This window comes from Arthrobacter terricola (assembly GCF_004354015.1).
In the GTDB taxonomy this organism is placed as follows: domain Bacteria; phylum Actinomycetota; class Actinomycetes; order Actinomycetales; family Micrococcaceae; genus Arthrobacter; species Arthrobacter terricola.
The window spans coordinates 1-24,540 of sequence record NZ_SMRU01000001.1 but is presented as its reverse complement, the minus strand read 5'-3'; the positions used below and the strand labels follow the sequence as shown (position 1 = coordinate 24,540).

The 24,540-nt window shown below is 61.8% G+C and carries 27 protein-coding genes; 11 read left to right on the top strand and 16 right to left on the bottom strand.

The features are described 5' to 3' along the window. Positions 1-12 precede the first annotated feature (12 nt). Complete coding sequence (gene galE / locus E1809_RS00135; RefSeq protein WP_133202217.1) at positions 13-1,029, bottom strand: UDP-glucose 4-epimerase GalE; 1,017 nt, start codon at positions 1,027-1,029, stop codon at positions 13-15. 114 nt (positions 1,030-1,143) lie between these two features. Here galE and E1809_RS00130 point away from each other — a divergent pair, with 114 nt between their 5' ends. After that, entirely contained in the window at positions 1,144-1,770 is a 627-nt protein-coding gene (locus E1809_RS00130; protein ID WP_133202215.1) for a TetR/AcrR family transcriptional regulator, read from the top strand. A 62-nt stretch (positions 1,771-1,832) separates the two neighbouring features. Continuing rightward, positions 1,833-2,444, top strand: a complete 612-nt coding sequence (locus E1809_RS00125) for a hypothetical protein (RefSeq protein WP_133202213.1) — start codon at positions 1,833-1,835, stop codon at positions 2,442-2,444. A gap of 43 nt (positions 2,445-2,487) precedes the next feature. On the opposite strand, the gene E1809_RS00120 is transcribed toward E1809_RS00125, so the two are convergent. Both E1809_RS00120 and dapD read right to left on the bottom strand, forming a co-directional pair. Next, positions 2,488-3,330 (bottom strand): hypothetical protein, encoded by an 843-nt coding sequence (locus E1809_RS00120; protein WP_133202211.1) that lies wholly within the window; start codon positions 3,328-3,330, stop codon positions 2,488-2,490. 13 nt (positions 3,331-3,343) lie between these two features. Beyond that, positions 3,344-4,369 (bottom strand): 2,3,4,5-tetrahydropyridine-2,6-dicarboxylate N-succinyltransferase, encoded by a 1,026-nt coding sequence (gene dapD / locus E1809_RS00115; RefSeq protein ID WP_133202209.1) that lies wholly within the window; start codon positions 4,367-4,369, stop codon positions 3,344-3,346. Between the two features lie 86 nt (positions 4,370-4,455). Here dapD and dapE point away from each other — a divergent pair, with 86 nt between their 5' ends. Then, on the top strand, positions 4,456-5,580 hold the full coding sequence (gene dapE / locus E1809_RS00110; protein WP_133202207.1) for a succinyl-diaminopimelate desuccinylase: 1,125 nt from the start codon (positions 4,456-4,458) through the stop codon (positions 5,578-5,580). A 69-nt stretch (positions 5,581-5,649) separates the two neighbouring features. Here dapE and E1809_RS00105 read toward each other — a convergent pair whose 3' ends face one another. From E1809_RS00105 to E1809_RS00090, 4 genes are all read right to left on the bottom strand, one after another. Continuing rightward, positions 5,650-6,504, bottom strand: coding sequence for an amino acid ABC transporter permease (locus tag E1809_RS00105; protein ID WP_133202205.1), 855 nt, complete (start codon positions 6,502-6,504; stop codon positions 5,650-5,652). After that, a complete protein-coding gene (locus E1809_RS00100; RefSeq protein ID WP_133202203.1) occupies positions 6,501-7,148 on the bottom strand; it encodes an amino acid ABC transporter permease in 648 nt (215 codons plus the stop codon). Before E1809_RS00100 ends, E1809_RS00105 begins: the two co-directional genes overlap by 4 nt. A gap of 62 nt (positions 7,149-7,210) precedes the next feature. Then, entirely contained in the window at positions 7,211-8,107 is an 897-nt protein-coding gene (locus tag E1809_RS00095; protein WP_133202201.1) for a glutamate ABC transporter substrate-binding protein, read from the bottom strand. A gap of 49 nt (positions 8,108-8,156) precedes the next feature. Beyond that, on the bottom strand, positions 8,157-8,912 hold the full coding sequence (locus E1809_RS00090) for an amino acid ABC transporter ATP-binding protein (RefSeq protein ID WP_133202199.1): 756 nt from the start codon (positions 8,910-8,912) through the stop codon (positions 8,157-8,159). Between the two features lie 209 nt (positions 8,913-9,121). Between E1809_RS00090 and E1809_RS00085 the strand changes: the two genes are divergently transcribed. The 4 genes from E1809_RS00085 to E1809_RS00070 all read left to right on the top strand — a co-directional run bounded on the left by E1809_RS00085 (position 9,122) and on the right by E1809_RS00070 (position 12,069). Next, the gene (locus E1809_RS00085; protein ID WP_133202197.1) at positions 9,122-9,973 is read left to right on the top strand and encodes an LOG family protein; all 852 of its coding nucleotides are present in this window, start codon (positions 9,122-9,124) and stop codon (positions 9,971-9,973) included. Between the two features lie 42 nt (positions 9,974-10,015). Continuing rightward, positions 10,016-10,420 (top strand): DivIVA domain-containing protein, encoded by a 405-nt coding sequence (locus E1809_RS00080; RefSeq protein ID WP_235835360.1) that lies wholly within the window; start codon positions 10,016-10,018, stop codon positions 10,418-10,420. Further along, positions 10,417-11,670: a hypothetical protein gene (locus tag E1809_RS00075; protein ID WP_374102625.1), complete on the top strand. Its 1,254-nt coding sequence runs from the start codon at positions 10,417-10,419 to the stop codon at positions 11,668-11,670. Before E1809_RS00080 ends, E1809_RS00075 begins: the two co-directional genes overlap by 4 nt. 231 nt (positions 11,671-11,901) lie before the next feature. Continuing rightward, the gene (locus E1809_RS00070; protein WP_009357720.1) at positions 11,902-12,069 is read left to right on the top strand and encodes a DUF3117 domain-containing protein; all 168 of its coding nucleotides are present in this window, start codon (positions 11,902-11,904) and stop codon (positions 12,067-12,069) included. A 53-nt stretch (positions 12,070-12,122) separates the two neighbouring features. On the opposite strand, the gene E1809_RS00065 is transcribed toward E1809_RS00070, so the two are convergent. Then, positions 12,123-12,755, bottom strand: coding sequence for an O-methyltransferase (locus E1809_RS00065; RefSeq protein ID WP_133202195.1), 633 nt, complete (start codon positions 12,753-12,755; stop codon positions 12,123-12,125). Between the two features lie 270 nt (positions 12,756-13,025). On the opposite strand from E1809_RS00065, the gene sigE reads away from it, so the two are divergent. The 3 genes from sigE to E1809_RS00050 are packed head-to-tail and all read left to right on the top strand — an operon-like array spanning position 13,026 to position 15,004. Continuing rightward, a complete protein-coding gene (gene sigE / locus E1809_RS00060; RefSeq protein ID WP_133202193.1) occupies positions 13,026-13,670 on the top strand; it encodes an RNA polymerase sigma factor SigE in 645 nt (214 codons plus the stop codon). A 7-nt stretch (positions 13,671-13,677) separates the two neighbouring features. Further along, positions 13,678-14,586, top strand: a complete 909-nt coding sequence (locus E1809_RS00055; RefSeq protein ID WP_133202191.1) for a hypothetical protein — start codon at positions 13,678-13,680, stop codon at positions 14,584-14,586. Between the two features lie 31 nt (positions 14,587-14,617). After that, positions 14,618-15,004: a twin-arginine translocase TatA/TatE family subunit gene (locus tag E1809_RS00050; protein ID WP_133202189.1), complete on the top strand. Its 387-nt coding sequence runs from the start codon at positions 14,618-14,620 to the stop codon at positions 15,002-15,004. 11 nt (positions 15,005-15,015) lie between these two features. Here the strand turns inward: E1809_RS00050 and E1809_RS00045 are convergent, their stop codons facing one another. From E1809_RS00045 to E1809_RS00035, 3 genes are read right to left on the bottom strand one after another with little or no spacing between them, the layout of a single operon-like run. Next, on the bottom strand, positions 15,016-16,143 hold the full coding sequence (locus E1809_RS00045) for an Mrp/NBP35 family ATP-binding protein (protein ID WP_133202187.1): 1,128 nt from the start codon (positions 16,141-16,143) through the stop codon (positions 15,016-15,018). A 12-nt stretch (positions 16,144-16,155) separates the two neighbouring features. Beyond that, complete coding sequence (locus E1809_RS00040; RefSeq protein WP_133202479.1) at positions 16,156-16,800, bottom strand: DUF1003 domain-containing protein; 645 nt, start codon at positions 16,798-16,800, stop codon at positions 16,156-16,158. Positions 16,801-16,849: 49 nt separating this feature from the next. Continuing rightward, positions 16,850-18,133, bottom strand: a complete 1,284-nt coding sequence (locus E1809_RS00035; RefSeq protein ID WP_133202185.1) for a magnesium transporter MgtE N-terminal domain-containing protein — start codon at positions 18,131-18,133, stop codon at positions 16,850-16,852. Between the two features lie 76 nt (positions 18,134-18,209). On the opposite strand from E1809_RS00035, the gene E1809_RS00030 reads away from it, so the two are divergent. Further along, entirely contained in the window at positions 18,210-19,031 is an 822-nt protein-coding gene (locus E1809_RS00030) for a general stress protein (RefSeq protein ID WP_205754050.1), read from the top strand. Between the two features lie 12 nt (positions 19,032-19,043). Here E1809_RS00030 and E1809_RS00025 read toward each other — a convergent pair whose 3' ends face one another. From E1809_RS00025 to E1809_RS00005, 5 genes are all read right to left on the bottom strand, one after another. Continuing rightward, complete coding sequence (locus tag E1809_RS00025) at positions 19,044-19,910, bottom strand: HesA/MoeB/ThiF family protein (protein ID WP_235835376.1); 867 nt, start codon at positions 19,908-19,910, stop codon at positions 19,044-19,046. A 32-nt stretch (positions 19,911-19,942) separates the two neighbouring features. Next, entirely contained in the window at positions 19,943-22,429 is a 2,487-nt protein-coding gene (locus E1809_RS00020; RefSeq protein ID WP_165962158.1) for an FtsX-like permease family protein, read from the bottom strand. Beyond that, entirely contained in the window at positions 22,380-23,168 is a 789-nt protein-coding gene (locus E1809_RS00015) for an ABC transporter ATP-binding protein (protein ID WP_165962157.1), read from the bottom strand. The genes E1809_RS00020 and E1809_RS00015 overlap by 50 nt, the downstream gene beginning before the upstream one ends. Continuing rightward, on the bottom strand, positions 23,165-24,100 hold the full coding sequence (locus tag E1809_RS00010) for a lysophospholipid acyltransferase family protein (RefSeq protein ID WP_165962156.1): 936 nt from the start codon (positions 24,098-24,100) through the stop codon (positions 23,165-23,167). The genes E1809_RS00015 and E1809_RS00010 overlap by 4 nt, the downstream gene beginning before the upstream one ends. A 142-nt stretch (positions 24,101-24,242) precedes the next feature. Further along, positions 24,243-24,540, bottom strand: a 298-nt coding sequence (locus E1809_RS00005; protein ID WP_205754049.1) for a transposase, incomplete at its 5' end; no start/stop codon positions are given.

The window sequence follows — 24,540 nt, the reverse complement described above, 5'->3', positions numbered from 1 at the left end:
CCCGCGTTCCTGTTAGGACTGCCGGTAGCCGAACGGGTTGTTCTTTTGCCAGCGCCAGTGGTCTTCGCACATCTGCTCCACCGACTTCGTGGTGGACCAGCTGAGGTCCGCGAGGGCCGATGACGCGTCGGCCCAGAATGCGGGAAGGTCTCCGGAGCGGCGCCCGGTGATCTCGTAGGGCAAGGGGCGGCCGACAGCTTGCTCGAAGGCATGGAGCATCTCGAGCACCGAGGTGCCCTTCCCGGAGCCAAGGTTCCAGCGGTGCACGCCCGGGCGGGCTGAGACGTAGTCGAGGGCGGCCACGTGCCCTTGGGCGAGGTCGACGACGTGGATGTAGTCGCGCAGGCACGTCCCGTCAGGCGTGTCGTAGTCGCCGCCGAACACCATGAGCTTTTCGCGTCGACCGACCGCCACTTGTGCGATGAATGGCACGAGGTTGTTGGGAATGCCCTGCGGATCCTCACCGATCTTCCCCGAAGGGTGCGCGCCGACCGGGTTGAAGTAGCGGAGCAGGGCGATATGCCAGCGCTCGTCCGCCGCCCCCAAGTCCGTCAGGATGTCCTCGATCTGTTCCTTGGTGCGCCCGTAGGGGTTGTTCGCGCCGATCTCCATCTTCTCGACGTAGGGGATCGGATTGTGCTCCCCGTACACGGTAGCCGAGGAACTGAACACGATGGAGCGGACGCCGTGCTTGTCCATGGCCCGGAGCAGGTTCAAGGTGCCCACGATGTTGTTGTAGTAATAGCTGAGCGGTTCCTGCACAGACTCACCAACCGCCTTAAGGCCGGCGAAATGGATGACGGCGTCGATGCTGTGCTGATCGAACACGGACTCGAGCGCAGATTCGTCGACGAGGTCCAACTCGTGGAAAGCCGCCGTCCTGCCGGCAAGTTCCCCCACCCGGCGCAAGGATTCTTCGCTCGAGTTCACGAGGTTGTCCACCACCACCACTTCGTGTCCACTTTCCAACAAGGACAGAACGGTGTGCGAGCCGATGTACCCGGTGCCACCCGTGACAAGAATTCTCATGGGACCAACGCTAGCGAACTTTTGTGGAGCCACGCTGAGTGTTGCATTGGCCACAACCGTGCGGCTCGGGTGTGCCGCCGGCTCCGTTCAAGCACGTTCGTGCTAAAAAGATCTGTGCCCAAGATTGTTGATGCCGTAGCCCGGCGCCAGGACGTCGTCGACGCCGTCTTCAGGATCATCGCAAGCGATGGCCTGGAGCGCGCCTCCTTGCGGGAAGTGGCCGAGGAAGCGAACCTGGCCGTCGGTTCGGTCCGGCACTACTTCGCCAGCAGCGATGACTTGCTGGTCCATTCCTTCGCCGTGGTCATCGACCGGATTGTCGGCCGGCTCGAGGACGCGTTCTCGACAGTCGAATCCGTGGAACCGGGCACGACGGAACATGACCATGCCGTGTTAACCCTCTTGGGCCAATTCCTGCCCCTGGACGAGGAACTCGCCGTCGACGCTTGCGTATGGATGGCCTTCCGCCAAGCGGCCAGGATCAAGCCCGTGCTCGCTGAGGAGGCCGGGCGCAGCCACCGCGCGGTGGCCGCCGTCGTAGGCCGCTTGGTGATGCGGTTGATGCCCGACGGCGGAACGAGCCAGGAGCGCCTCGTCACCGAGGCGGAGCGCCTGCTCGCGACGATGGACGGACTCTGCATGCACGCGCTCCTTCAACCGGAATGGATGACGGCCGAGGGGTGCGGGGATGTCCTGCAGGCCCATTTAGCCACGCTTGGACGACTCCCGACTAACCGTTAACGTCGCGGCCCATCGGGAATAGACTGGAACTCTGAGCGGCACCTGCAAAGGGAGGCATTCGGATGCATGACACAGGCGGCCAGGGGTGGCGGATTACCATGGACACCTCAGGACCAATGCTTATTGCCCTGTATCTCAGAGACGTCGCTGGACTGGACGGAGCCGGAACACCCACCCTGTCCCATGCGGCACCCAAAGTCAGGCATGCGGACCATACGCACCTCACAGCCGAAGTGGGCGGGGTGAAGGCGCTCAAAACGGAGTGGGAAGCGTGGTGGGAGAAGCTGCTGAAGGCCTACCCGGACGCCGCGCCCGAACTCTCGCCCCCGGGTTTCAACGCCTTTGGCAACTCGCCCGCCCTTCGAAAGGTACTCCAAGCGCACTTCGGGGCTGCCCTGACGTGGGCTCGTGAGCGGCTTGAGGAGTACGAGAAACTCGAAGCCGAGCGCGAGGCCAGCGGGGCCACCTTGCTCCTGGGGGACATGGTGGAGGATCGATTGCTCGAAGTCGGCCGGAGTTCACGGGACTTCAAACTGAGCATTATCGAACTGCCCCTCAACGAACCCCGGGCGTGGTACCTCGAGCCGGACAAGATGATCATGAGCCACAGGCTTTTGTCCCAGCCCGAGATTTTCCGGAGCTACGTCCAGCCTGTGGTGGAGCTGCTCGTCTAACGGCCGGGCCCCTACTGGCGACCGGCCGCCGTCGGGAATTGCGCTAGGTCTTCGGCGCGGAAACCGTGATGGTCACAGGTCCGGATGTGCCCCCGGTTTCCTGCCAGCCATTCCGGTCCTGCCGGTTCCACTTCGATCCCGCGACGTCCACTTCGGTGATGGAAAGCGCCTTGGCGTTCGCGACTGCCCACTGGGCGACGGCCCAGGCTTGGGTCCCGGTGAGGTTCAATTCCACAGCGCGGCCTTGGGTGTCGGCCGGAAGCGAACCGAACACTGCCGTCATTGCGTCCACCACTGCGTTCGGATCGCCGGCGGTATCCGCTTGGCGGAGGGTGCAGTCCAAGGCTCTCTGGGAGTTTCCTGTCAGCGCCGAAGCGTATGCCCGGGCCATTGGTTCGTGTTGCGCGTACGCCTCCGGGTAGGCCGAGTGCTGGACGGCCTGCGCGGCGTCAGTGATCGCCATGGATTCGTAGCCGGGCACTTTCACCAGATGGTCGTAGAACGCATTCGTGGCATACACGGGATCCGAAACCTGCGCCTCGGTGCCCCAACCTTGCGAAGGCCGCTGTTGGAACAGTCCACGTGAGTCAGGGCCAACTTCGTCACCATGACCGATGTTCCGCAGTTTCGACTCCTGCATGGCGGTGGCCACCGCGATCGTAGCTGCCCGCGGCGGGAGGCCGCGCTGGACCGAGATTGCGGTAATGAGGGCGGCATTCGCTGCCTGGTCCGTCGCCAACTCGTATGAATCGGAGCCGACGACGGCGACGCAGCGCTCCGTAACCAGGGTTTCGGAGCGCTGCAGTACAGTCACCACTGTAACGATGGCGCCAGCCACCAAGGCAAGCGCCAGCGACAGGATGATGGTGCGTCGGAGACGGCGCATCCAGATGGTCGGGCTAGTTGGCGTGGAGGGCTTCGTTAAGCTCTACCGTCTGGCCCTTGCGCGGAAGGACCTCGACTTCGCCGGTGGTTGAATTGCGGCGGAACAGCAGGTTGGGGACACCCGAGAGCTCAACGGCCTTGATGATGTTGCTGGTGTCCTCGCCGTTCTCGTCCTTGGGGCCGGGGACGCGCACGCGGGTTCCGGCCGTCACGTACAGGCCGGCCTCCACCACAGAGTCATCGCCGATGCTGATCCCAACGCCGGAGTTGGCACCGAGGAGCACGCGCTCACCGAGGGCGATCTTCTCTTTGCCGCCACCGGACAGGGTGCCCATGATCGAGGCGCCACCGCCGACGTCGGTGCCGTCACCGGCCACGACGCCTGCGGAAATGCGGCCCTCGACCATGGAGGTGCCAAGGGTGCCGGCGTTGAAGTTCACAAAGCCTTCGTGCATGACCGTGGTTCCTTCGGAGAGGTAGGCACCCAGGCGGACGCGGTCGGCGTCGGCGATCCGGACGCCCGTGGGAACCACGTAGTCCACCATGCGGGGGAACTTGTCCACGCCGTACACGGTCACGGCGCCGCGCTTGCGCAGGCGGGCGCGGGTCAGCTCGAAGCCTTCGACTGCCGCGGGCCCGAAGTTGGTCCATACGACGTTGGGGAGCTTACCGAAGATGCCGTCCAGGTTGATGCTGTTCGGCTGGACCAAGCGGTGGGAGAGCAAGTGCAGGCGCAAGTAGGCGTCCACGGTGTCCGCGGGAGCTTCGTCAAGGTTGATCTGCGCGAAGACCACCTTCTGCTCGGTACCGCGGTCGGCGTCTCGGCTGTCGGCGGCAATTGCGGTCAGGGACTCGTCCGCGTTCTCCACCGCCCGCAGGGATTCGGCCGCTACCCCCAGGGCCGGTGCCGGAAACCATGCGTCGAGAACTGTCGCTTCACCGGAGCCGGAGGTAGCGATGGTTGCCAGGCCGAAGCCGAAGGCGGAACGATGGTTTGAGGATGCGCCGGAGAGCACGGCAGAAGCAGCGGTTTCAGTCATAGCGCAATTCTATCGAGAGCAGTTGGCTCCTTTGAAACCGCGTATGGACCCGGAAGGTCGCATTCGGCTCGGGATACAGTGGACGGGTGACCGTTGAACCCTCCCCGATTCCCCTCGACCTCCGGCAAGATGTCGCCTTGCTCACCGCCGCAATCATGGACATCAACAGTGTGTCCGGCAACGAAACCCCCTTGGCCAACGCCGTCGAGTCAGCCCTTCGCACCATCCCCGGCCTGAACCTCGTGCGCGACGGCGACGCCATCATCGCCCGCACCGAACTGGGCCGCCCGGAACGGGTGATCCTGGCGGGCCACCTCGATACTGTGCCGCTGCCTACTGTTGAGGGATCGCTTGGCACGGTGCCCTCCACCTGGGAGTCCGGCGTCCCGGGCGAGGGCGTCCTCTACGGGCGCGGCGCTACCGACATGAAGGGCGGCGTCGCGGTGCAGCTGGCGCTCGCGGCAACAATGTTCGACGGCGGTGCGGAGCCGGGCAAGGATGTCACGTTCGTCTTTTACGACCACGAGGAAGTGGAAGCGGCCAAGAGCGGCCTCGGCCGCCTGGTCCGGAACCATGGGCACCTCCTCGAGGGTGACTTCGCGATCCTGCTCGAACCAACCGACGGCACTGTTGAGGGCGGCTGCAACGGCACGAGCCGTTTCGAAGCGACCACCGTGGGGGAAGCAGCCCATTCGGCCCGGGCATGGATGGGAAGCAATGCGATCCACGCGGCGGCGCCGATCCTGGGCCGTTTGGCAGCATATGAGCCCAGGACGATCAATGTGGACGGGCTGGACTATCGCGAGAGCCTGAACGCCGTCAGGATCAATGGCGGAACCGCGGGCAACGTGATCCCGGACCGCTGCGTCGTCGAGATCAATTACCGCTTTGCTCCGGACAAGTCTCCGGACCAGGCGGAGGCCCACGTCCGCGAATTGCTCAAAGGCTTCGACGTCGTCCGCACTGACGCGGCCGCCGGAGCGCGTCCCGGACTGAAGCACCCTGCCGCCGCGTCCTTCGTTGCGGCGGTCGGCGCGGAACCCAAACCCAAATACGGGTGGACCGACGTCGCGCGCTTCAGCGAGCTGGGAGTTCCAGCCGTCAACTTCGGCCCGGGAGACCCGTTGCTGGCGCACAAGGACAACGAACATGTCGACGCCGATGCCATCCGTGAGTGCCTGCGGGTTCTGCGGCTGTGGCTGGCTGACTAAGACGACTGAAAAACGGAGGACCCGCAAGCTATTGCTTGCGGGTCCTCCGTTTGCCAGCCTGGGTGCGGCTTAGCCTTCGACGGCCACGATGTCCGATTTGGCGACCTTCGCCACTTTGGGGCTACGGCGCATCCGGCTCTCAAGCCATTTTGCGATGCCTGCGAGGATCAAGCACATGCCCACGTACAGCACGCCTGCGATGATCGCCGACGGGATGATGGGTGAACCGTACTGGGCCTGGCTTCCGAAGTACTTCGCCTGGAACAGGATCTCGTTGTAGGTCACGATGAAGCCCAACGCGGTGTCCTTAAGGATCACGACGAGCTGAGAGATGATGACGGGAAGCATGGAACGTATCGCCTGGGGGAGCAGGATGTTGGTCATGACCGCGCTCTTTCGAAGGCCGATCGCATAACCTGCCTCGCTTTGTCCGCGTGGAAGCGATTCAATGCCGGCACGGAAGACCTCGGCGAGGACCGAGCCGTTATACAGCACCAGGCCGGCCACGACGGCGGTGAAGGGCGTAATGCCTTGGACGCCCAGCGGAGGAAGGCCGTAGTAGAAGATCATCATTAGGATCAGCAGCGGAATGGCACGGAAGAACTCCGTGAATCCGTAGCACGGCAGGCTGATCCAGCGGCGGTCGGAAAGACGTCCGAAGGCCAGGAGAATACCCAGCGCCAAGCTGAGGATCGCGGCCGTGGCGAATGCTGAAAGAGTGGCGCCGACCGATTGGACGATGGTCTGCTGCACCAGCGGAAAAGTGAACAAACGCCATTTCTTCGCATCGAACTGGCCGCTTTCGGCGAACCGCAGGACGATGAAGCCGACGATGGCAATGATGACCAACGCGGTGACCACGCCAAGGATCCGGTAGCGTGTGCGGGCTTTGGGGCCCGGGGAGTCAAAGAGGACCGAAGTCATCGAGCCACCTTCCATTTCTTCTCAAGCTTTCGCTGCACGAAGGAAAGGATGAAAACAAGCAGGACAAACACCAACGCGACCCACAACAGGCCGGCCATGGCAGGTTCGCCGCGCTCGGACAGGTTCGAACGGATGGCACCGGCTTCGAGGACCGAGAAACCCGCGGCAACCGTGGTGTTCTTCAGCAGCGCGATGAACACGCTGAACATCGGCGGGATGACCGCGCGGAACGCTTGGGGGAGGACTACCAAAGTCAGGGTCTGTGTGAACGGAAGCCCGATTGCGCGTGCCGCCTCCGCTTGGCCGACCGGAACGGTGTTGATTCCGGAGCGGACGGCTTCGGCCACGTAGGTTGCGGTGTAGAGGCTAAGCCCGATGATCGCGGCAGTCATGAAGTCGATTTCCACGAGCCCCAGCTTTGGATAGCCGAGCGCGAAGAAGAACAAGACGAGCGTCAGGGGCGTATTGCGGACTACGTTGATGTACAGCGTGGCAGCACCCCGCATTGCGGGGATGGGGGAAACCCGGAGCGTTGCAACTATGGTCCCCAGGATCAGGGCGAAGATTCCCGAGACAACGAAAAGGATGAGGGTGTTCCGGAACCCCGTCGTGAAGAGGTCCAGGTTGTTCAGCAGCGTATTCATGGAATGGTCGCTTTCAGCCTATGTTTGAGGGGACGGCAGTACGCCGCCCCCTCACCACCGATTTAGTAGTTGTCTACTGCGGGCTGGGTGACCTTGGTGCCGGACTGCCCCAGCGTGGAGTCGTAGATCTTCTGCCACGTAGAGCCGCCGTCGGTAAACATCTTGTTGACGAAGGTGCGCAGGGCGGTGTCGCCCTTCTTCAGGCCTACGCCGTACTTCTCAACCGTGAACGGCTGGCCGACCACCTTGAGGTTGTCCGTGTCCTGTGAGGCGTAGCCGATGAGGATTGCCTGATCGGTGGTAACTGCGTCCACCTGGCCGCTCTTGAGGGCTTCGACGCACTGGGAGTAGGTATCGAATTCGGTGGTCTTGGTACCCGGGAAGTTGGCCTTGATGTTCTGGATCGGGGTGGATCCGGTTGCCGAGCAGACGTTCTTTCCGGAAAGGTCTTTCTCGCTGTTGATCGTGCTGTTGTCCTTCTTGACGAGCAGGCCCTGGCCGGTCACGAAGTACGGGCCCGCGAAGTCAATGAGCTGCTTGCGCTTGTCGGTAATGGAGTAGGTGCCCACGTAGTAGTCGATGTCACCGTTGGTGATCGCAGACTCGCGGTTGGCTGACGGGATGGGCTTGAACTCGATCTTGTCCTTGGAGTACCCGAGGGAAGCTGCAATCCATTCCGCGATTTGGATGTCGAAGCCGCTGTACTCGCCGGTGGCGGCATCCTTGAATCCAAGGCCGGGCTGGTCCTGCTTTACGCCGATCCGGACTTTTCCGTTCGACTTGATCGTGTCGAACGTCGGGCTACCCGTGATGGACACGTTCTGCGCAACGGTGAAGGGTGCTGCGTCGGTGCTCGGAGCGCCTGCGCCGCCGCTACCGCCGCACGCGCTGAGCGAAAGCGCAATCGCGGCGCTGGCAGCGACCAGCAGAGTTTTCCTCCGGGTGATAAAAGCTCTCATGACATACCTTTCATTGTGCGGCCGCCCCCGCGGCCTGGGTGCGGGCGTACTAGTGGGTCAGGAGTTTGGAGAGGAAGTCCTTGGCACGGTTGCTCTGGGGATTCGTGAAGAACTCCTCGGGTTTGGCGTCCTCGACAATCTGGCCGTCAGCCATGAAGACCACGCGGTCCGCGGCCTTTCGGGCAAAGCCCATTTCGTGTGTCACCACGATCATGGTCATGCCTTCCCTGGCCAGCTGAACCATAACGTCGAGGACTTCGTTGATCATTTCCGGGTCCAACGCAGAGGTCGGCTCGTCGAACAGCATGACCTTCGGCTTCATGGCCAGGGCGCGCGCGATGGCCACGCGCTGCTGTTGCCCGCCGGACAACTGGGCGGGCATTTTGGGCGCTTGCTGCCCTACCCCCACCCGCTCCAGCAACGCCATCGCGTCTTTGTCCGCGGTTGCTTTGTCCAGCTTCTTGACCTTGATGGGGCCCAGGGTGACGTTCTCGAGGATCGTCTTGTGGGCGAACAGGTTGAAGGACTGGAAGACCATCCCGACGTCGGCACGGAGCGTAGCGAGTTCCTTGCCTTCTTCGGGGAGCTTCCTGCCGTCGATCGAGATCACTCCCGTGTCGATGGTTTCCAGCCGGTTGATGGCCCGGCAGAGGGTTGACTTGCCCGAGCCCGAAGGCCCGATCACCACCACGACCTCACCCTTCTTGACCTGCAAGTTGATGTCCTTCAGGACATGCAGTTGACCATAATGCTTGTTGACGCCATTCAGTGAGACGAGGGCATCGCTGGAGGCTTGAATAGTCATGGGTCGAATCTAGCGAAGAAACGACTCAAGATGACGGCGATCACGCGAACTTGGGCAGATCGTGATTCAACAGAAACCTGACTTGCAGTTAACAATCAGCTAAATGTGCTTGTGTCCACGCGCGGCCCGCCACTTCAATCACGTCAACATCAGAAACAACACTGCTATCTTGCGAATGTACTGCCCGTTATCCGCGTTAGCCTTGGTCAATGAGTACCAGCCAGCCCGAAGTTCCACGTTCAGACGCCCATGGCGATGCCGCCAGCAACGGAGCAGCGACATCCACTTCCGCGATCACTGCGGAAGCGCCCGCCAAGCACAAAGGACCGTTGGAACTCCGGCGTAAACAGGCTGCCGTACCGATGTCCGATCAACGGCTCCTCGATACCCGCGGGGCCGAACATTTCATCCACACCGATCCTTGGCGCGTCCTGCGCATCCAGAGCGAGTTCGTCGAAGGCTTCGGCGCGCTCGCGGAACTCGGCCCGGCCGTGAGCGTCTTCGGCTCTGCCCGCACCAAGCCAGGTTCCGATTTTTACGACATGGCAGTCCGCGTTGGCCGGCACCTCGCCGAAGCCGGGGTTGCCGTCATCACCGGCGGCGGACCGGGGTCGATGGAAGCTGCAAACAGGGGCGCGGTCGAAGGCAACGGAGTGTCCGTCGGCCTGGGCATTGAGTTGCCTTTCGAGCAGGGCCTGAACCGTTGGGTGGACCTCGGCATCAATTTCAGGTACTTCTTCGCCCGCAAGACGATGTTCGTGAAGTACGCGCAGGGATTCATCGTTCTCCCGGGTGGCCTCGGAACGCTGGACGAGCTCTTTGAAGCAATGGTCCTGGTGCAGACCCGGAAAGTTACATCGTTCCCGATCGTCCTCCTGGGTGTTGCATTCTGGAGACCCATGATCGAGTGGATCAAGGGGACGCTGGTGGCTGAAGGCATGGTGTCCGCCAAGGACCTGGACCTCATCCAGCTGGTGGACGACCCCGCAGACGCGGTGCACCGGGTGCTCCACGGCGTCCCGCTGCCGCCCGAGCCCAACGGAGACCAGCGCCCGGAGTAACCTGCGCGCCGGGCTCACGTCCGAGTCTGGCACGATGGGTTTGTGAGCTTCTTTCTGGTTTTCCTCGCGATCGTCGTCGTCGGGGTCGTCCTGTTCATCGGTACCGGGATGACCCGCTCCGGGCGCAACCCCGGGGCCGGTCTCGATGATCCCGTTCCGAACCTCCCGCCTGTCCTGCTCCCTGCGGGAGCGAAAGCGTCTGACGTCGATCACGTCAGGTTCGCGCTCGGCCTGAGAGGCTACCGGATGGACCAGGTTGACGAGGTGCTTGATGAGCTGAGGGACCAATTGATCGCGAGGGAAGCCGAGATCGAGCAGCTGAAACGGGCCTTGGAGCTGCAAGGATCTCCGGAGGTGCCTGCGGAGCCTGGGAAAACCGGAGAGCTTGGGAAGCCCGTAGAGCCTGTGGAGCCTGGAAAATCGGAAGAACCGGAACCGGACGCGTGACCCAATCAGTCGAATCGCGATCGCCCAGGCTGGCGCTGGGCCGCCTCGCAAGGCATGCCGCTGGGTGGCCGTGGTGGGTCCACGTATTCCTCATCTACCTCGCCGCTCGGCTGGTCAGCGCCTGCATCTTCATGGCCGCTGCCTTGCAGCAAGGCGTCAATCCGTGGTTTCCGCCGGCGCCCGACTACTGGAATTTCATCACCATCTGGGACGGCCGTTGGTACGCCAACGCGGCCGACAACGGGTATCCCTCGGTGCTGCCGCTCAATTCGGGCGGCGGCGTTGCCGAAAATACGTGGGCGTTCTACGCGTTGTTCCCGTTCCTGGCCCGGGCCCTCAGCACCTTCACGGGAATGGCGACTCTTCCTGCCCTGACAACCCTTGCGATGGTGGCCGGACTTGGGGCGGCACTGCTTGCCTACAAGCTGTTCCGCGAATTTGCCGGGCGCCATACCGCGCTGTGGGCTGTGGTCTTTTTCTCCACGTTCCCGGTCTCGCCGGTGCTGCAGGTGCCCTACGCAGAGTCCCTCAACATCCTGCTGATCGCAGCGTCGCTCCTGCTGGTCCTGCGTCGAAAATATCTCCTGGCGATGCCGGTCGTCGTGCTTATGTGCCTTTCCAGGCCCACAGGCGTGCCATTCGCGGCAATGACCGGCTTCCTCCTCCTGATCCAACTCTGGCAAAGGTTCGGCCGGCGGCGCCAGCCCGGGCTGGGCCTGGACGGCGTAGCGCCCACCATCCGCGACCTTGTTTCCCTCGCCGCCCTTGTTGTGGTCAGCGCAGCGGGAGCCCTCGCCTGGCCGGCCATTGCCTGGGCGGTGACGGGCGATCCGCTGGCCTACACGAAGACCGAAACGGTGTGGCGCGGGGACGACCTCGTTCCGTTCCAACCGTGGTTCGATACCGGGAGGATGCTTTTCGGGCCGGTCATCGGACCGTTCGCGCCGTTGGTGTTCGTCGCCTTGTTCGCACTGCTCATGTTCAGCAAGCCGGTCCGGGCGCTGGGCACGGAGTTGAGGCTGTGGTGTGCGTGCTACATGGGCTATCTACTGGTCTTCCTGCAACCGCAAACGAGCACATTCCGGATGCTTTTGCCGTTGTTCCCGTTGGCGCTCAGTGCCGCGTGGCTCTCGCGGTCAAGGGCGTACCGGGGCACCGTCGTGGTGATGTTCCTCTTGCTCCAAATCGTGTGGATCGTCTGGTTGTGGGCGTGGGCACCGCTGCCCGGCGGCGGCGACTATCCACCGTGATGCCGTGGCTCTGCCGCCTATTGGCGCGGGATCGCGGGGCAAGGGAAAAAATCCATCAATTAGCTACGGGCGGGTAATTACGGGATAATAGATATAAGCAAGGACTAGACGGCACCTCCGGGTGCTCGGTGAAGACGGCTGGAAGCCCGAACTGTCAACGCCGTACATTCCACGCGGAGCCAGCCCGGCCGGGTTGGCGGGATCTGGGACAAACTGGAGGGGATTTTCCTAATGGCGGCTATGAAACCACGTACTGGCGACGGCCCTATGGAAGTAACCAAAGAGGGACGCAGCCTGATCATGCGTGTGCCGCTCGAAGGCGGAGGACGGCTTGTGGTCGAGCTCAACGCAGCAGAAGCGGCGAACCTCAAGGAATGCCTCGTAGGCGTTACCGAATAGATTCACTGGGCAGGGCCCGGCAAGAGAGCCGGAGCCCTGCTTTCATGTTTAAGCTACTTTTTGACCGCTACCAACAAGCCATCGCCGGTCGGAAGCATTGCCGAGGAGAGCCGCTCGTCGTCCCGGATGGCCTTGCCGATCTGGCGCAGCACCACGGTGGTGGTGTCCCGGGCAGCGGGGTTGGACACTTTGTCTTTGTCCAGGGCGTCGTTGACGACCAGTGTTCCGCCTGATTTCAGGAGGCGGATCGCCTGCTCGACGTAGCCCGGGAAGTTCGGCTTGTCCGCATCGATGAAAACGAGGTCGTACGCGGAATCGGTGAGGCGGGGCAAGACATCGGCCGCGCGGCCGGAAATGGTCCGCGTACGGTTGGCAGGACTGCCGGATTCCAGGAAGGCTTCCCGGGCGGCCTTGAGGTGTTCGACGTCGACGTCGATCGTGGTGAGGACCGCCTGCGGACCCAGCCCGCGCAGAAGGCAAACGCCGGAGACGCCGGCTCCTGAACCTACCTCAACAACTGTCTGGGCCTTCGAGGCCGCGGCCAGCACGGTGAGTACCGCGCCGACGCCGGCGCTGACAGGAGTAACGCCCAAGTCGAAGGACCGTTCACGGGCACGAAGCAACACGTCGTCCTCGGCAGGAAGACCTTCTGCGTAGGACCAGCTTGTTGACTTGTCGGCACTCATGGGGGTTCGCTTTCCAGACAGAGGGGTGATGGTTCCAGACTACTGGTTCCGGGCCACCGGGAACGGACGCCCGGGCCGCGGAATTCTGTGTCCCGGAGCACTGTTCGCCGCCGTCCTTCCGCCAATGTTCGCTCTGGGGGAACAGGAAGCCCTCGACCAGCAAAAACACAGGCAACACTGGGATGATGTAAATCCGGCCATCCAAGCGGCGGCCGGCATCGAAGTCCTGAGTAACAGGCAGGACGACCACCAGTTTGAGGGGAGCGGACGATGCGGGCATCAAATGCTGCGCCAGTCCAGTCAACGGCAGCAGTCCTGGGTTCCACCGATGCGGCTCCGCCTGCGGAAGAATGGGTCAGGCCCAGCTGGGAAGAAGTGGTGGAAAACCACTCGGCGAAGGTCTTCCGCCTTGCCTACCGGCTGACCGGCAACAAGTTCGACGCAGAGGACCTCACACAGGAAGTCTTCGTCCGCGTCTTCCGGTCGCTCGACAACTTCAAGCCCGGCACCCTCGACGGTTGGCTGCACCGCATCACCACCAACCTCTTCCTCGACCAGGCCCGCAGGAAGAGCCGCATCCGTTTCGATGCCCTGGCCGAAGACGCCGAATCCCGCTTGCCCGGGCACGAGCCAGGCCCTGAACAGAGCTTCGAGCTGAACAACCTGGACCTTGACGTCCAGCGCGCCTTGGAGGAACTTCCCCCGGACTTTCGCGCCGCCGTCGTTCTTTGCGACCTCGAAGGTCTCTCGTACGACGAAGTTGCTGAAGCGCTCGACGTAAAGCTCGGGACCGTCCGGTCCCGTATCCACCGCGGCCGAACCATGCTGCGTGAAAAGCTGGCGCACCGCGACCCCCGCCCGGTCCAATCCCGCAAGCCGCGCCTCAAGATGCCGCGGATCGCCGGTCTTCTCTAGTTCGCCGATGGGTCTGTTGAACGGACGTCGAGGCGGTTTGCAGAGGGTGAACTTCCGGCATAGCCGTGCCGAAGGCCACGTGGAGGAGTGCTCCGAGTGCCAGGCGGCCGTTCTCCGGGAGCGGCAATACTTGGAACGTCTTCGGCGTGCTTCCGTGCCCGAAGCAAGCCAGGATTTCACGAATCGCTTGATCGAGCACACCCGAAGACTGGCCGAGTCGGATGACACCGGCCAACCGGCGTCGGAGCGGCGGCCTTGGCAAGGCATGCGGATTGCCGGAGCGGCGGCGGGCGGACTCGCATTGAGTGCCGGGATCCTGGCGGTCGCGGCCTACGTCCTCGGTGGCGAGGCCACTCCGCAGGCGTCGAATGCCGGCGAGCAGGAAGTCCGGACCCTCGTCAGTTCAACCTCTGCCGCCAATTTGCCGGACCAGTTGCCGTTGACAAGCCCGCAAGTTAGCCTGCCCGTCACCGTTGCCGCATCTGTCGCGCTCAACCCGAAACAACTGGCCGAGCTGCGCAATGAAGGATGGGCATGTCCCGAGCTTCAAAGCATGGGGTTCCACGTCGTCGGGGCGCGGGCCATGATGCAGGACGGCCACCCGGCAGTGGAATTGCAGCTCGACAACGGCGTGCATCACGCCACCCTGACTGAGGAACACCTGGAGGGCAGCGGATCAACGGGCACCCGGCTTTCCACTAGCCCCGGAATGCCGTGGCAGGCCGTGTATACCTCGCCCGTGGCTGTCTTGCGTTACTCGTCGGACATGCCGCCCGAACAAGCTGCCAGCGCCCTTCCCGAGCTCGTCAAGGCAGGGGACGGCTTGCTCGCCCGGCCCGCCCAGGACATAAGCGAATCATGGAACGATCGCGTGCAGCGCGGGTTGCGAACCCTTGCCGGGCTCGCAGGTTTCTGAGCGGACCAGAGGACAAGGTAATCTTCGATACGTGCTTGGAATCAACGGCCCGGAATTTCTGATCCTGCTGGTCATCGGCGTCATCGTGATCGGTCCCAGCCGCTTGCCCGAATATACCCGGAAACTGGCGAACCTGGTCAAGGAATTGCGGCGCATGGCGTCCGGCGCCCGGGACCAGATCAGGGAAGAAGTCGGCATCGACATCGACGAAGTCGACTGGAAGAAGTACGATCCCCGCCAGTACGATCCCCGCCGGATTATCCGGGAGGCGTTGCTCGAGGACGACACGAAGCCTGTCAGCCCGGGCGCTCCCGTTGCTGCGTCAGTCGTGGGGGAGCCGGCCCCCAAGGCTCCCGAGCGCGTGGTCGAGCGGCTCGCGGCCGGAGAGCTGGCCCCGTTCGATTCCGAGGCCACCTAGCCACCTGGAGGCTATTTAGGCTGTATGCCCAGCGACATGCCGGCCAAGCCGCGCGGTTTCGCGCTCAACTTGTCCGCGATCGTTTGAAGTGCTTGCGCGGCTGCCGTCTCCGGAGCGCCCAACACTACCGGTCGGCCCGCGTCTCCGCCTTCGCGTAGGCGGATATCGAGTGGTATTTGGCCAAGGAGCGGCACCTCGGTTCCCACGGCCGCGCTCAGCCTCTCGGCGAGCACCTGCCCGCCGCCGCTTCCGAACAATTCCATCCTGCCGCCGTCGGGCATTTCCAGGAAGGACATGTTCTCCACGACCCCGGCGAGGTGCTGGCCGGTCTGCGTAGCGATGGTGCCGGCGCGCTCGGCAACATCGGCCGCAGCCGCTTGCGGAGTGGTCACCACGAGGATTTCGGCTTTGGGGAGCAACTGGGCCACGGAGATCGCGATGTCGCCCGTGCCCGGCGGGAGGTCGAGGAACAAGGCGTCAAGATCGCCGAAATAGACGTCGGTGAGGAATTGCTCCAATGCGCGGTGCAGCATCGGGCCCCGCCACGCGACTGCTTTGTTGCCGGCGACGAACATGCCGACGGAAATCACTTTGACGCCAAATGCCACCGGCGGGAGGATCATGTCGTCCACGGGCGTCGGCTTTTGCGTGATGCCCATAAGTGCCGGGACCGAGAAGCCATGGACGTCGGCGTCGACAATCCCCACCCTGAGCCCCTGCGCCGCGAGGGCGCACGCCAGATTGACGGTCACGGAAGACTTCCCCACCCCGCCCTTGCCGCTGGCAACGGCAAAGACCTTGGTGAGTGAACCGGGCTCATTGAAGGGGATGCCGCGCTGGCCGCCCGGACCGCGGAGACGCTCCTTGAGCGCATCGCGCTGGGCTTGCGTCATCACCTTCAGTTCAACATCGACGCCGGTAACCCCCGGCAGTTTGGCGAGGGCCGCCGTCGCGTCCGTCGTGATGGTTTCACGGAGGGGACACCCTGCGATGGTCAACAACACGGTGACCCGGACCGTTCCGTCGGCGTTGGCTTCAACCGAATCCAGCATCCCGAGTTCAGTTATGGGACGGCGCAGTTCGGGATCGATGACGGTGGCCAGGGCGCCGTGAAGGGCCTCGGGGGTGGGAATGCTCATGGGTGGGTCATTCTAACTTTCGGGATTGCTGGATGGTCCTGATTGCCGTTCCGAGGAGGTGCCCACAGACGAAAGCCCCGAATCCAGGTCCTCGTTCTTCGGCTGGGCGGCCTGGACCTTGGGGATTTGCTGCGTCCGCGGATTGCGCTGCTTCTCCCTCTTGTCCTTGATCTTGTCCTTGACCTTCTCGCGCCTCTCGGGGCCGGTCGATTCGTCGGTGCGGAGTTCTTCCTGGGCCTCGAGCAGGTCTGTGAGCAAGGAACGGAGTTCCGCCCGCATGTAGTCACGGGTGGCGACTTCGCGCAAGGCGATGCGGAGCGCCGCGACCTCGCGGGTGAGGTACTCGGTGTCAGCCAAGTTGCGCTCGTCGCGTGCTCGGTCCTGCTCGATCGTTACCCTGTCCCTGTCATCTTGGCGGTTCTGCGCCAGGAGGATCAGGGGTGCGGCGTAGGAAGCCTGCGTCGAGAAGAAGAGATTGAGGAGAATGAAGGGGTAGGGGTCCCACTGGAACCCGAACAGTCCTACAACGTTGAAGATGATCCAGACGGTCACGAAGATCGTCATGTAGAACAGGAAATTCGCGGTGCCCATGTACCGGGCGAAACGTTCGGCGAAACGGCCGAACGCGTCGGGGTCGCTACCGAAGTTCGGGAGCATCCTCGAACGTAGCTCGAGCGGCGTATCCAGCCCGGCAGTGGTGTGCTTCTCAGCCAATGCGACCTCCTAGTTTCCTGATCGGGGCTCCGTCTTCGTGGGTTCGCCAGTCGTCCGGGAGGAGATGGTCCAGGAGGTCGTCAACTGTCACCGCCCCCACCAGGCGGCCGGCGCTGTTGACTACCGGCAAGGAGTTCAGGTTGTACGACGCCATGGTGTGGCTGACTTCGCCGACGCTGGCATGGTCCGATACCGGTTCGAGGTTCTTATCCACGATAGTGCCGAGTTGTTCGGGCGGGGCACTGCGGAGCAATTGCTGGATGTGGACGACGCCCAGGAAACGTCCCGTCGGAGTCTCGAGCGGCGGACGGCAGATAAATATAGCGGACGCCAACGCGGGAGAGAGTTCCTCGCTTCGGACGTGGGCCAAGGCTTCGGCGACCGTTGCTTCCGGTGGCAGGATGACGGGTACCGGGGTCATCAAGCCGCCGGCGGTGTCTTCGTCGTACTGCAGGAGTCTTCGGACGTCGTCGGCTTCGTCCGGCTCCATCAGGAGCAGCAATTCCTCCGCCTTGGCGGATGGAAGGTCGGCGAGGAGGTCCGCGGCGTCATCCGGGTCCATCTCCTCGAGGACGTCGGCGGCGCGTTCCTTGTCCAACGCGGACAGCAGCGTTACCTGGTCTTCTTCCGGCAATTCCTGGAGGACGTCAGCCAGGCGTTCGTCCTGGAGCTCGCTCGCTACTTCGATTCGGCGCTTGTCCGACATCTCCTGGAGGGCATCGGCGAAGTCTGCGGGTTTCAGGTCCTCATGGGTGGCGACGAACTGACTGGCGCCCTGGGGATCCGTGGTGGTGTCCGGCAGGGTGTCCCCCCAGTCCACGAGCAAGGTGTGGCCGCGGCGCAATCCACGCAGCCTGGAGGTTGATGTCCCGCGGCGTACGAAGAGCTTTGAGACAAGCCAGTCGCCATTGCGCTGCTGGTCCATCGCAATGTCCTCGATGATGGCCTCGCCGCTGCCATCCTTGAGCGTCACTTTGCGGTCGAAAAGTCCACCGACCACCAATTGTTCGGCGCCGCGTTGCTGGAACCGGCGCAAGTTGACCAGCCCAGTGCAGATGATTTGGCTCTGGTCCATCGACGTCAGCCGGGTCATGGGAACGAAGACGCGCTTCTTGCCCGGAACTTCGACGACGATACCCACCGCATGCGGGGCCCCGCGCATGCCGCGCGAGAGCACTACGACGTCACGTAGCCGGCCGAGGCGGTCTCCAAGGGGGTCGAAGACGTCGAGGCCGAGCAAGCGCGCAACAAAGACGCGTGAAGGATTTGTGCTCACGTTTACAGGCTACCGAGTCTGCTCTCTTTTAGCTGAATTTCAGCCGCTTCCCATACGAATGGGACAGAATGGGGCTATGGCGAACATTTTCGGTGCCCCCAAGGCCACGGAGGAGTCCCGCAGCGTCCCTAAGGGAGACACTGTTGGTTCCTACACCTCCTATCTTGATGCCCAGAAGGCGGTGGACTACCTAGCTGACCAGCAGTTCCCGGTGCAGCATGTTTCCATCGTGGGCAATGACCTCAAGATGGTGGAGCGGGTCACTGGACGGCTCAGCTACCCACGGGTTGCGTTGTCCGGGGCGTTGAGTGGTATGTGGTTCGGCTTGTTCGTCGGAGTCATGCTTTCGTTTTTCACCCCGGCCGGTGGCCCGTTCTCGATCTTCACATCGGTCCTGATGGGTGCGGCGTTCTTCATGCTCTTCGGGATCGTTACCTATGCGGCGCAACGCGGTAAGCGCGACTTCACGTCAACGAGCCAGGTAGTGGCCACCAACTACGACGTCATTGTGGCCGTCGAAGCCTCGCAGGAAGCCCGCCGCCTGCTCCACCAACTGCCGATGAACCCTTCGGAGGCTTCCTTCGGCCGGCCGCCGCAGTCGTACACGCCCCAGGACTACCGGAACCAGCCCACCCAGTCCGGTGGATCACATGGTCCCGCCCCGGAACGTCCTGCGTCCTGGCAGGATCCATATGGCCAGCGCGGTCCGGAAAACCAGCAACCGGGGACGGCGGAGCCGGGCCAGCAAGGTGCGGAAGCTCCCGCGCCGGCGGCACGCCCAACCAGCAGCGTGCGGTACCCGGATCTCCCGGACGGGCGGCCGCAATACGGCATCCGCGTGGACGGTTCCGGAAACGGCGAGGAAAACAACGACGGCGGCGACGCGGCAAAGCAGTAGGGGCGCCGGGCGCTAAGGTACGTTTTCGCAGGCTTGGCATCCGGGCCGTGGTGCAATTTTTCTGATCCGCCACTCCAAAGTGAATAGGTCAAGCTCGCGCACCTGATTGGACAGAGCCAGCGGCAGACTGAGCAGCAGCCGTAACGCTTCCCACGCCGTCAAGTTCGCGACGAGCCCGGAGACGGCGGCAAGGCTCCCACCGCTCCTTGTCCTACCTTTGATCGGAACGCTCGCGTCCCGCAATGCCGCATTCAGTGCCACCGGGGAGTCAATCTTGACGGGGTGACATTTGATGTTGACGCTTTCGTTAATTGCCCTTAGGCGATCAGACGCCGCGACCACCTTGGAGCGCCCGACGTCCTCTGGCCGATAGAGGACCTGCCGATTCAGGTTCGTCAGCTCGACGTAATCCGGGTCGAAGATCTCGAAGCTCCCAACGCCGGCGGCTAACAGGGATTGCAGAAGCCAGGTTCCCGTTCCACCGGTCCCCACAACCACTACTTTCGACGCCTCAAGTAGCTCCTGAAGTTGGGAAGGCGACGCATCAAGGGAAAAGGTTGAGGCGAACTCGTGAAAAAGCCTCGCCTGTCTTTCAAATCGGTAGGTTCCCGGATGTTCTATCTGTGGGTGACGATCGAGGAGGCGCTGGTCCCGCATGACTGTCAGGACGTCTTTCAACGACTGGCGAGTGAATCCGGGGGTTCCATCAAGAGCCAGTTCAATTGCTTCAATGGAATTCGTCCCATCCAGCAAGGGAATTAGCTCGACGACGTACGGCAACACATTGAATTCGATGACTCTCAATTCCATGGTGCAAATAAATTGCAGGCGGTTTTCTTGATTAAACACCAGCACACTGTCACGCAGCCTCAAGGGCATTTCGTCCAAAGTCAACCCTAACTATTTGTGTGCTATTCGGTCCGTAGCGCGGTTGCCGGCTCGACCCGCGAGCTGCGGATGGCGGGACCCAGTGCCGCGAGGCACAGGGATGTCAGAGTGGTGGCAAGGATTCCAATGCAAGCGGATATGCCAAACGACGGTTGCAGCGTCGCTCCAAGGGTTTCGGCGACGATTTGGGTGAGGATCCAGCCCGACAACTGACCGATGAGCAGGCCGCTCAATGAAGCTGCGGTCCCCGTCAAAATTGCTTCGTAGACAACGAGCTTTGTGATGTTTCCACGGGTTGCACCAACCGCGCGGAGCATTCCGAATTCTTTCTCCCGCCTCACGACGGCCACCGAAAACAGGCCCGCTGAACCGATTGCGCCGAGACCGAGTGCAATCACCACTACCCCGAACGCTGCCCTGGCATAAGAACCGAGTTCAGACTCCGAGCGTTGTCGCATTTTTTCTGCGGTTATCACGGTGGTCCCCGGGATGTCCGCCGTTACAGCGGAGATCGCGTCACGGAGGCTTGCAATGTCAACACCTGGCTTGGCTTCAATGTTCCAGCCATTGAATCCGATCAATCCGAGCGCAGAGGCAGTGTCACGATCAACAACTACCTGCGTCCCGGTGGCGAGAGAGGCAAACGTCGCGACCACTCGGAGGGTAACTGCCTTCCCGGCCCGGCTCAGTTGCACGCGATCGCCGACTGAAATCTCCCGGCTGGCTGCAAGGGCCTCAGGAAAAATGATTGATCCACCATCTTTGAGGGCAGTTGGTGAGGAAACGTCGTTGCCTTGACGCCAAGGGAGTTGGGCCGTGTCAAAATAGCTGGTTGGATCGACGGCGAGGATTCCAACCTGACCTGTTTTTCCGGCGAAATCGATGGCCCCATAATCCCAGACCGTCTCCGAAATCTTCTGAATGCCAGGGACCGAGGATAGCTTTGCGTCCAACTTTCCGGTCATTGCCGTGGCCGAGGATATCTGGATATCTGCGCCAAATTGGCGATCGATCTGTTCGACCATGGCGCTCCGTACCGAACTAACCCCAATGACGAGCGCGGTTCCAAGGCACACAACCATCGCGGTGACGGTGACGGTCGAGTCCAACGAGGCATGCCGCCTCAGTCGGCTGGCCGCGGCCTTTCCCGTCCATTCCGGATGAAATTTCAGCCGCACCAGGGCCATGAGGACTTGGGGAGCGAGAAGTCCGGATGCTCCCAGCGAAACGACCACACCAAGCCACTTGGCTGCTGCAGCATGCAGCATGTAAGTGGCAGCGCCGAACGCCAGCAAAAGGAATCCGAGGATGGATCGGAGAGTTTGCCGACGCCGACGTTCGGCGTTTTCTGGTGAGATGGCCGCCATGGGGACTTGGCGGAGCACTTTCAAGATGGACGCGGATGCGCCGGCCATGCTTGCCAACACACCGCTCGAAACTGCGATGACAATCTGCCATGGCTCGGCTGCAATTGTTCCGCCCGGAAGATTGCCAACTGATGAGAGCACCTGATTGAGGAGCAAGCTGACCCCATACCCGGCTGCAACACCCACAATTGAGCATGCCAGCGCGAGGATGAGTGATTCGAAAAGGACGGACGTTGCAAGCCACCGACCTTGCGCACCAACGGTTCTCAAAATGCCGTAGGCCGGTTGGCGGGCGGCGACCACCATGCGAAAGGCCGTCGCCGACAGCAGTATTGCTATGCCGAGAACCGTCCCGGACGCCACCATCAAAATAATGGACACCACAGTGAGGAGCGGTCCAAAGGTGGAGCTGAGCACGGAGGTGTCCTGCACCTTTAGAACGCGTGGCAAGCTTCCTACGTTGTCGGTTTGCCAGTCTGCTGCTGAATGCCCTGGATGCAAACGAATGTCGACCCTGGATATTTGGCCCGGCAGGGAGAATATTCTCTGGACGTACTGCAAATCGACAAATATGTTGTCGTAGGCAAGTGGGCCGAGGCGTCGTCCGTCAAAAATACCCACCACCTGTAACTTTGTTGCACCTTCGCTTGACGAAGCTGTGAGAAAGTCATTAATTCTGACGCCAAGGCGAGTGGCTACGTCTTCCGGGACTAACGCCTCCGGCTTGTCCGCGGCGGGAGCCCTTCCCCGGACATCCAAGCCCATCATTAATACCGCGTTGAGCGAGGTCGGGTACCCCGTCAAAGTGAGTCGTTGCTCTGATTCAGCCGATGTCGAAGACCTGAGGCTTGTGTTGCGGGCGAGGGTTGGGATGGTGGTTTCAACATTCGCCAACTTGGCTATTTGTTCCACGGTGCTTTCGGGCACCGTGGTACCTGGAATTGCTGGAACCACGGCGACATCCGCAATCCCGTTCAGCGAACCGACGCCGCGTGTGAGTTGATCGTTGAAGGCTTTCGAAGTCAGCAGCGTTCCAAAAACCAGTGCCACACCCAGTGTCAGGGCAATCCCCGCTATCCCATAGCGTGGAAAGTCAAAGCGAAATTGCCGTAAACCACGAGCGAATGCGCTCATCATGGTCATGGCCTCCCCTCTGGCCATTGAACGGTTGAGCCGCAGTATTCACGAACTGGTCAATGATGATTCCATCGCTTATTGCTATGACCCTGTCCGCATAGCTTGCGGCCTGCAGGTCATGGGTGACCATGAGGCCACCTGTCCGCTGACCGTCATCGATAGCGTGGCGGATCAGCTTGAGGACGATATCCCGGTTTCCGGAGTCGAGGCTTCCGGTCGGCTCGTCGGCGAGGATCACACTCGGATTTCCGAAGATCGCGCGTCCCACACCTACTCGTTGCCGCTGGCCTCCCGACAATTGGTCAGGGAACTTGTCCGCATATTCATGAAGTCCCAAATGCTGCAGCAGAACCAGGGCTTCGGCCTTCCAATCGACAGTTCTGTGGTTCGAAACAATCGACGATAATCCGATGTTCTCCACCACCGTCATGCTTGGGACAAGATGAATGGCTTGGAAAACGAACCCAATGTGTTCGCGCCTAAACAGCGTCCGTTCCTTCTCGGTCATATCAGAGATCCGGCGACCGGCCACGTCGACGCTTCCAGTCGTCGGTGAGTCGATTCCTCCGGCAAGCTGGAGCAGAGTGGATTTGCCTGATCCCGAAGGACCAATGATTGCGACGAGTTCCCCGGGAAGTACGTCCAGGCCGACCCTGCTGAGCGCGATCTTTGTGTTCCCGGCCCCGTCGTTGTAGTTGCGGCCGGCTCCTCTGATGGAGAGCAGTGGTTGGCAATTTGTATTCATGCAGCTTTGCCTATTTTTGGGAGCATCCGATCGAATTCGAACCACATTTCCCATTCACCGATTTCGCCGGTGAGGAGTTCTGACTCTATGACCTTCCAGAGGTCCAGCAACGAATTGAGGAGCGCGTTCTCAGACGTCGGTGGAACTATCGCAGGATGGAATGTGAGTTGGAAGCGACCTCCGCCCACGGCTTTGAGCACCACCGGAACCATGGAAGCACGCGACATATGGCTGAGGATGACGGGGCCCGTCGGAACCATGATTGTCGTCCCAAGGAATGGAACCCGCACATGGTGTTCGTCCACGCCGCGGGGATCGAGTTCCGGGAACATGGAGAAGATCCTGCCTTCTCGCAGTGCGGACAGTCCTGCACGCAAGGCGGACCTGCTTCCAAGCTGAATTCCGCGGAAGTCCAAGTCGGGGAATGACACAGCCTGAATCTCGTCGAAATTCATCCGGTTATACAGAGTTGTTGTCGGCATCTCATGGGCAAGCATGGGAATTGCAGCATACGAGGGACCCAGATGAAGCGGGAGCGCAATGACGCCACGTCCGGTACCGGCTGCTTCATGAAGGTGGTGCCGCCCGACGACTTCGACAACATCACGGAAGAGGGTCTCTTTGTCCCTCATCCAAAGATTGAGGAACGTCGACTCAAACTGCAGTTTTGGGCCGTATTCGGCAAATCGTGTTGCATGGATGGATTTGTCGTGGGCAGCAAGGCCAGGAACGGCATTCATGAATCCGAGGGCACGCGTCCTTAATGAATCAAAATTATCGTCGCCTGTTTGGTGTGCCCGGTAGAGCGGCTGATCGAAAGCTTCAAGCTCTTTCATGATGCTCCACGCGACCCCTGGACCTGCGGCGTGGATGGCCTCATAGAGGCTCTTGTGTTGTGGGAACTCAAAAACATTAAAGAGTGGTAAGCGCACGGTTTCCCCATATTCCCGTATCGGTAATTGCTGTGATGGTGGATTGTTGGCGGCGGGAGCGGAATCTCCTCGGTGCCGCCTACGACGAAAGTACGACCCCGATGGGTGGCCCATGGACGAACTAGGTGCCCGGAGCGGCAATCTAGTGTCGCGTTTCTGAAGTAGTTAAGCGGTTGGCTTTTGCGAGGATTTGTTCGGGGGTTTTGGTCCAGACGAACGGGTGGCATCGGTCGTTCCAGCCGGTGATGAACTGGCGGATTTTCTGGTTGAGGTCTTTGACGCTTGTGAAGACGCCGCGCCGGATGGCCTGCCGGTCGATGATGCCGAACCAGACTTCGACGAGATTCAGCCAGGATCCCGAGGTAGGAGTGAAGTGGACGGTGAAGCGGGGATGGGCCGCAAGCCATGCCTTGACTTCGGGGGTCTTGTGCGTGGCGTAG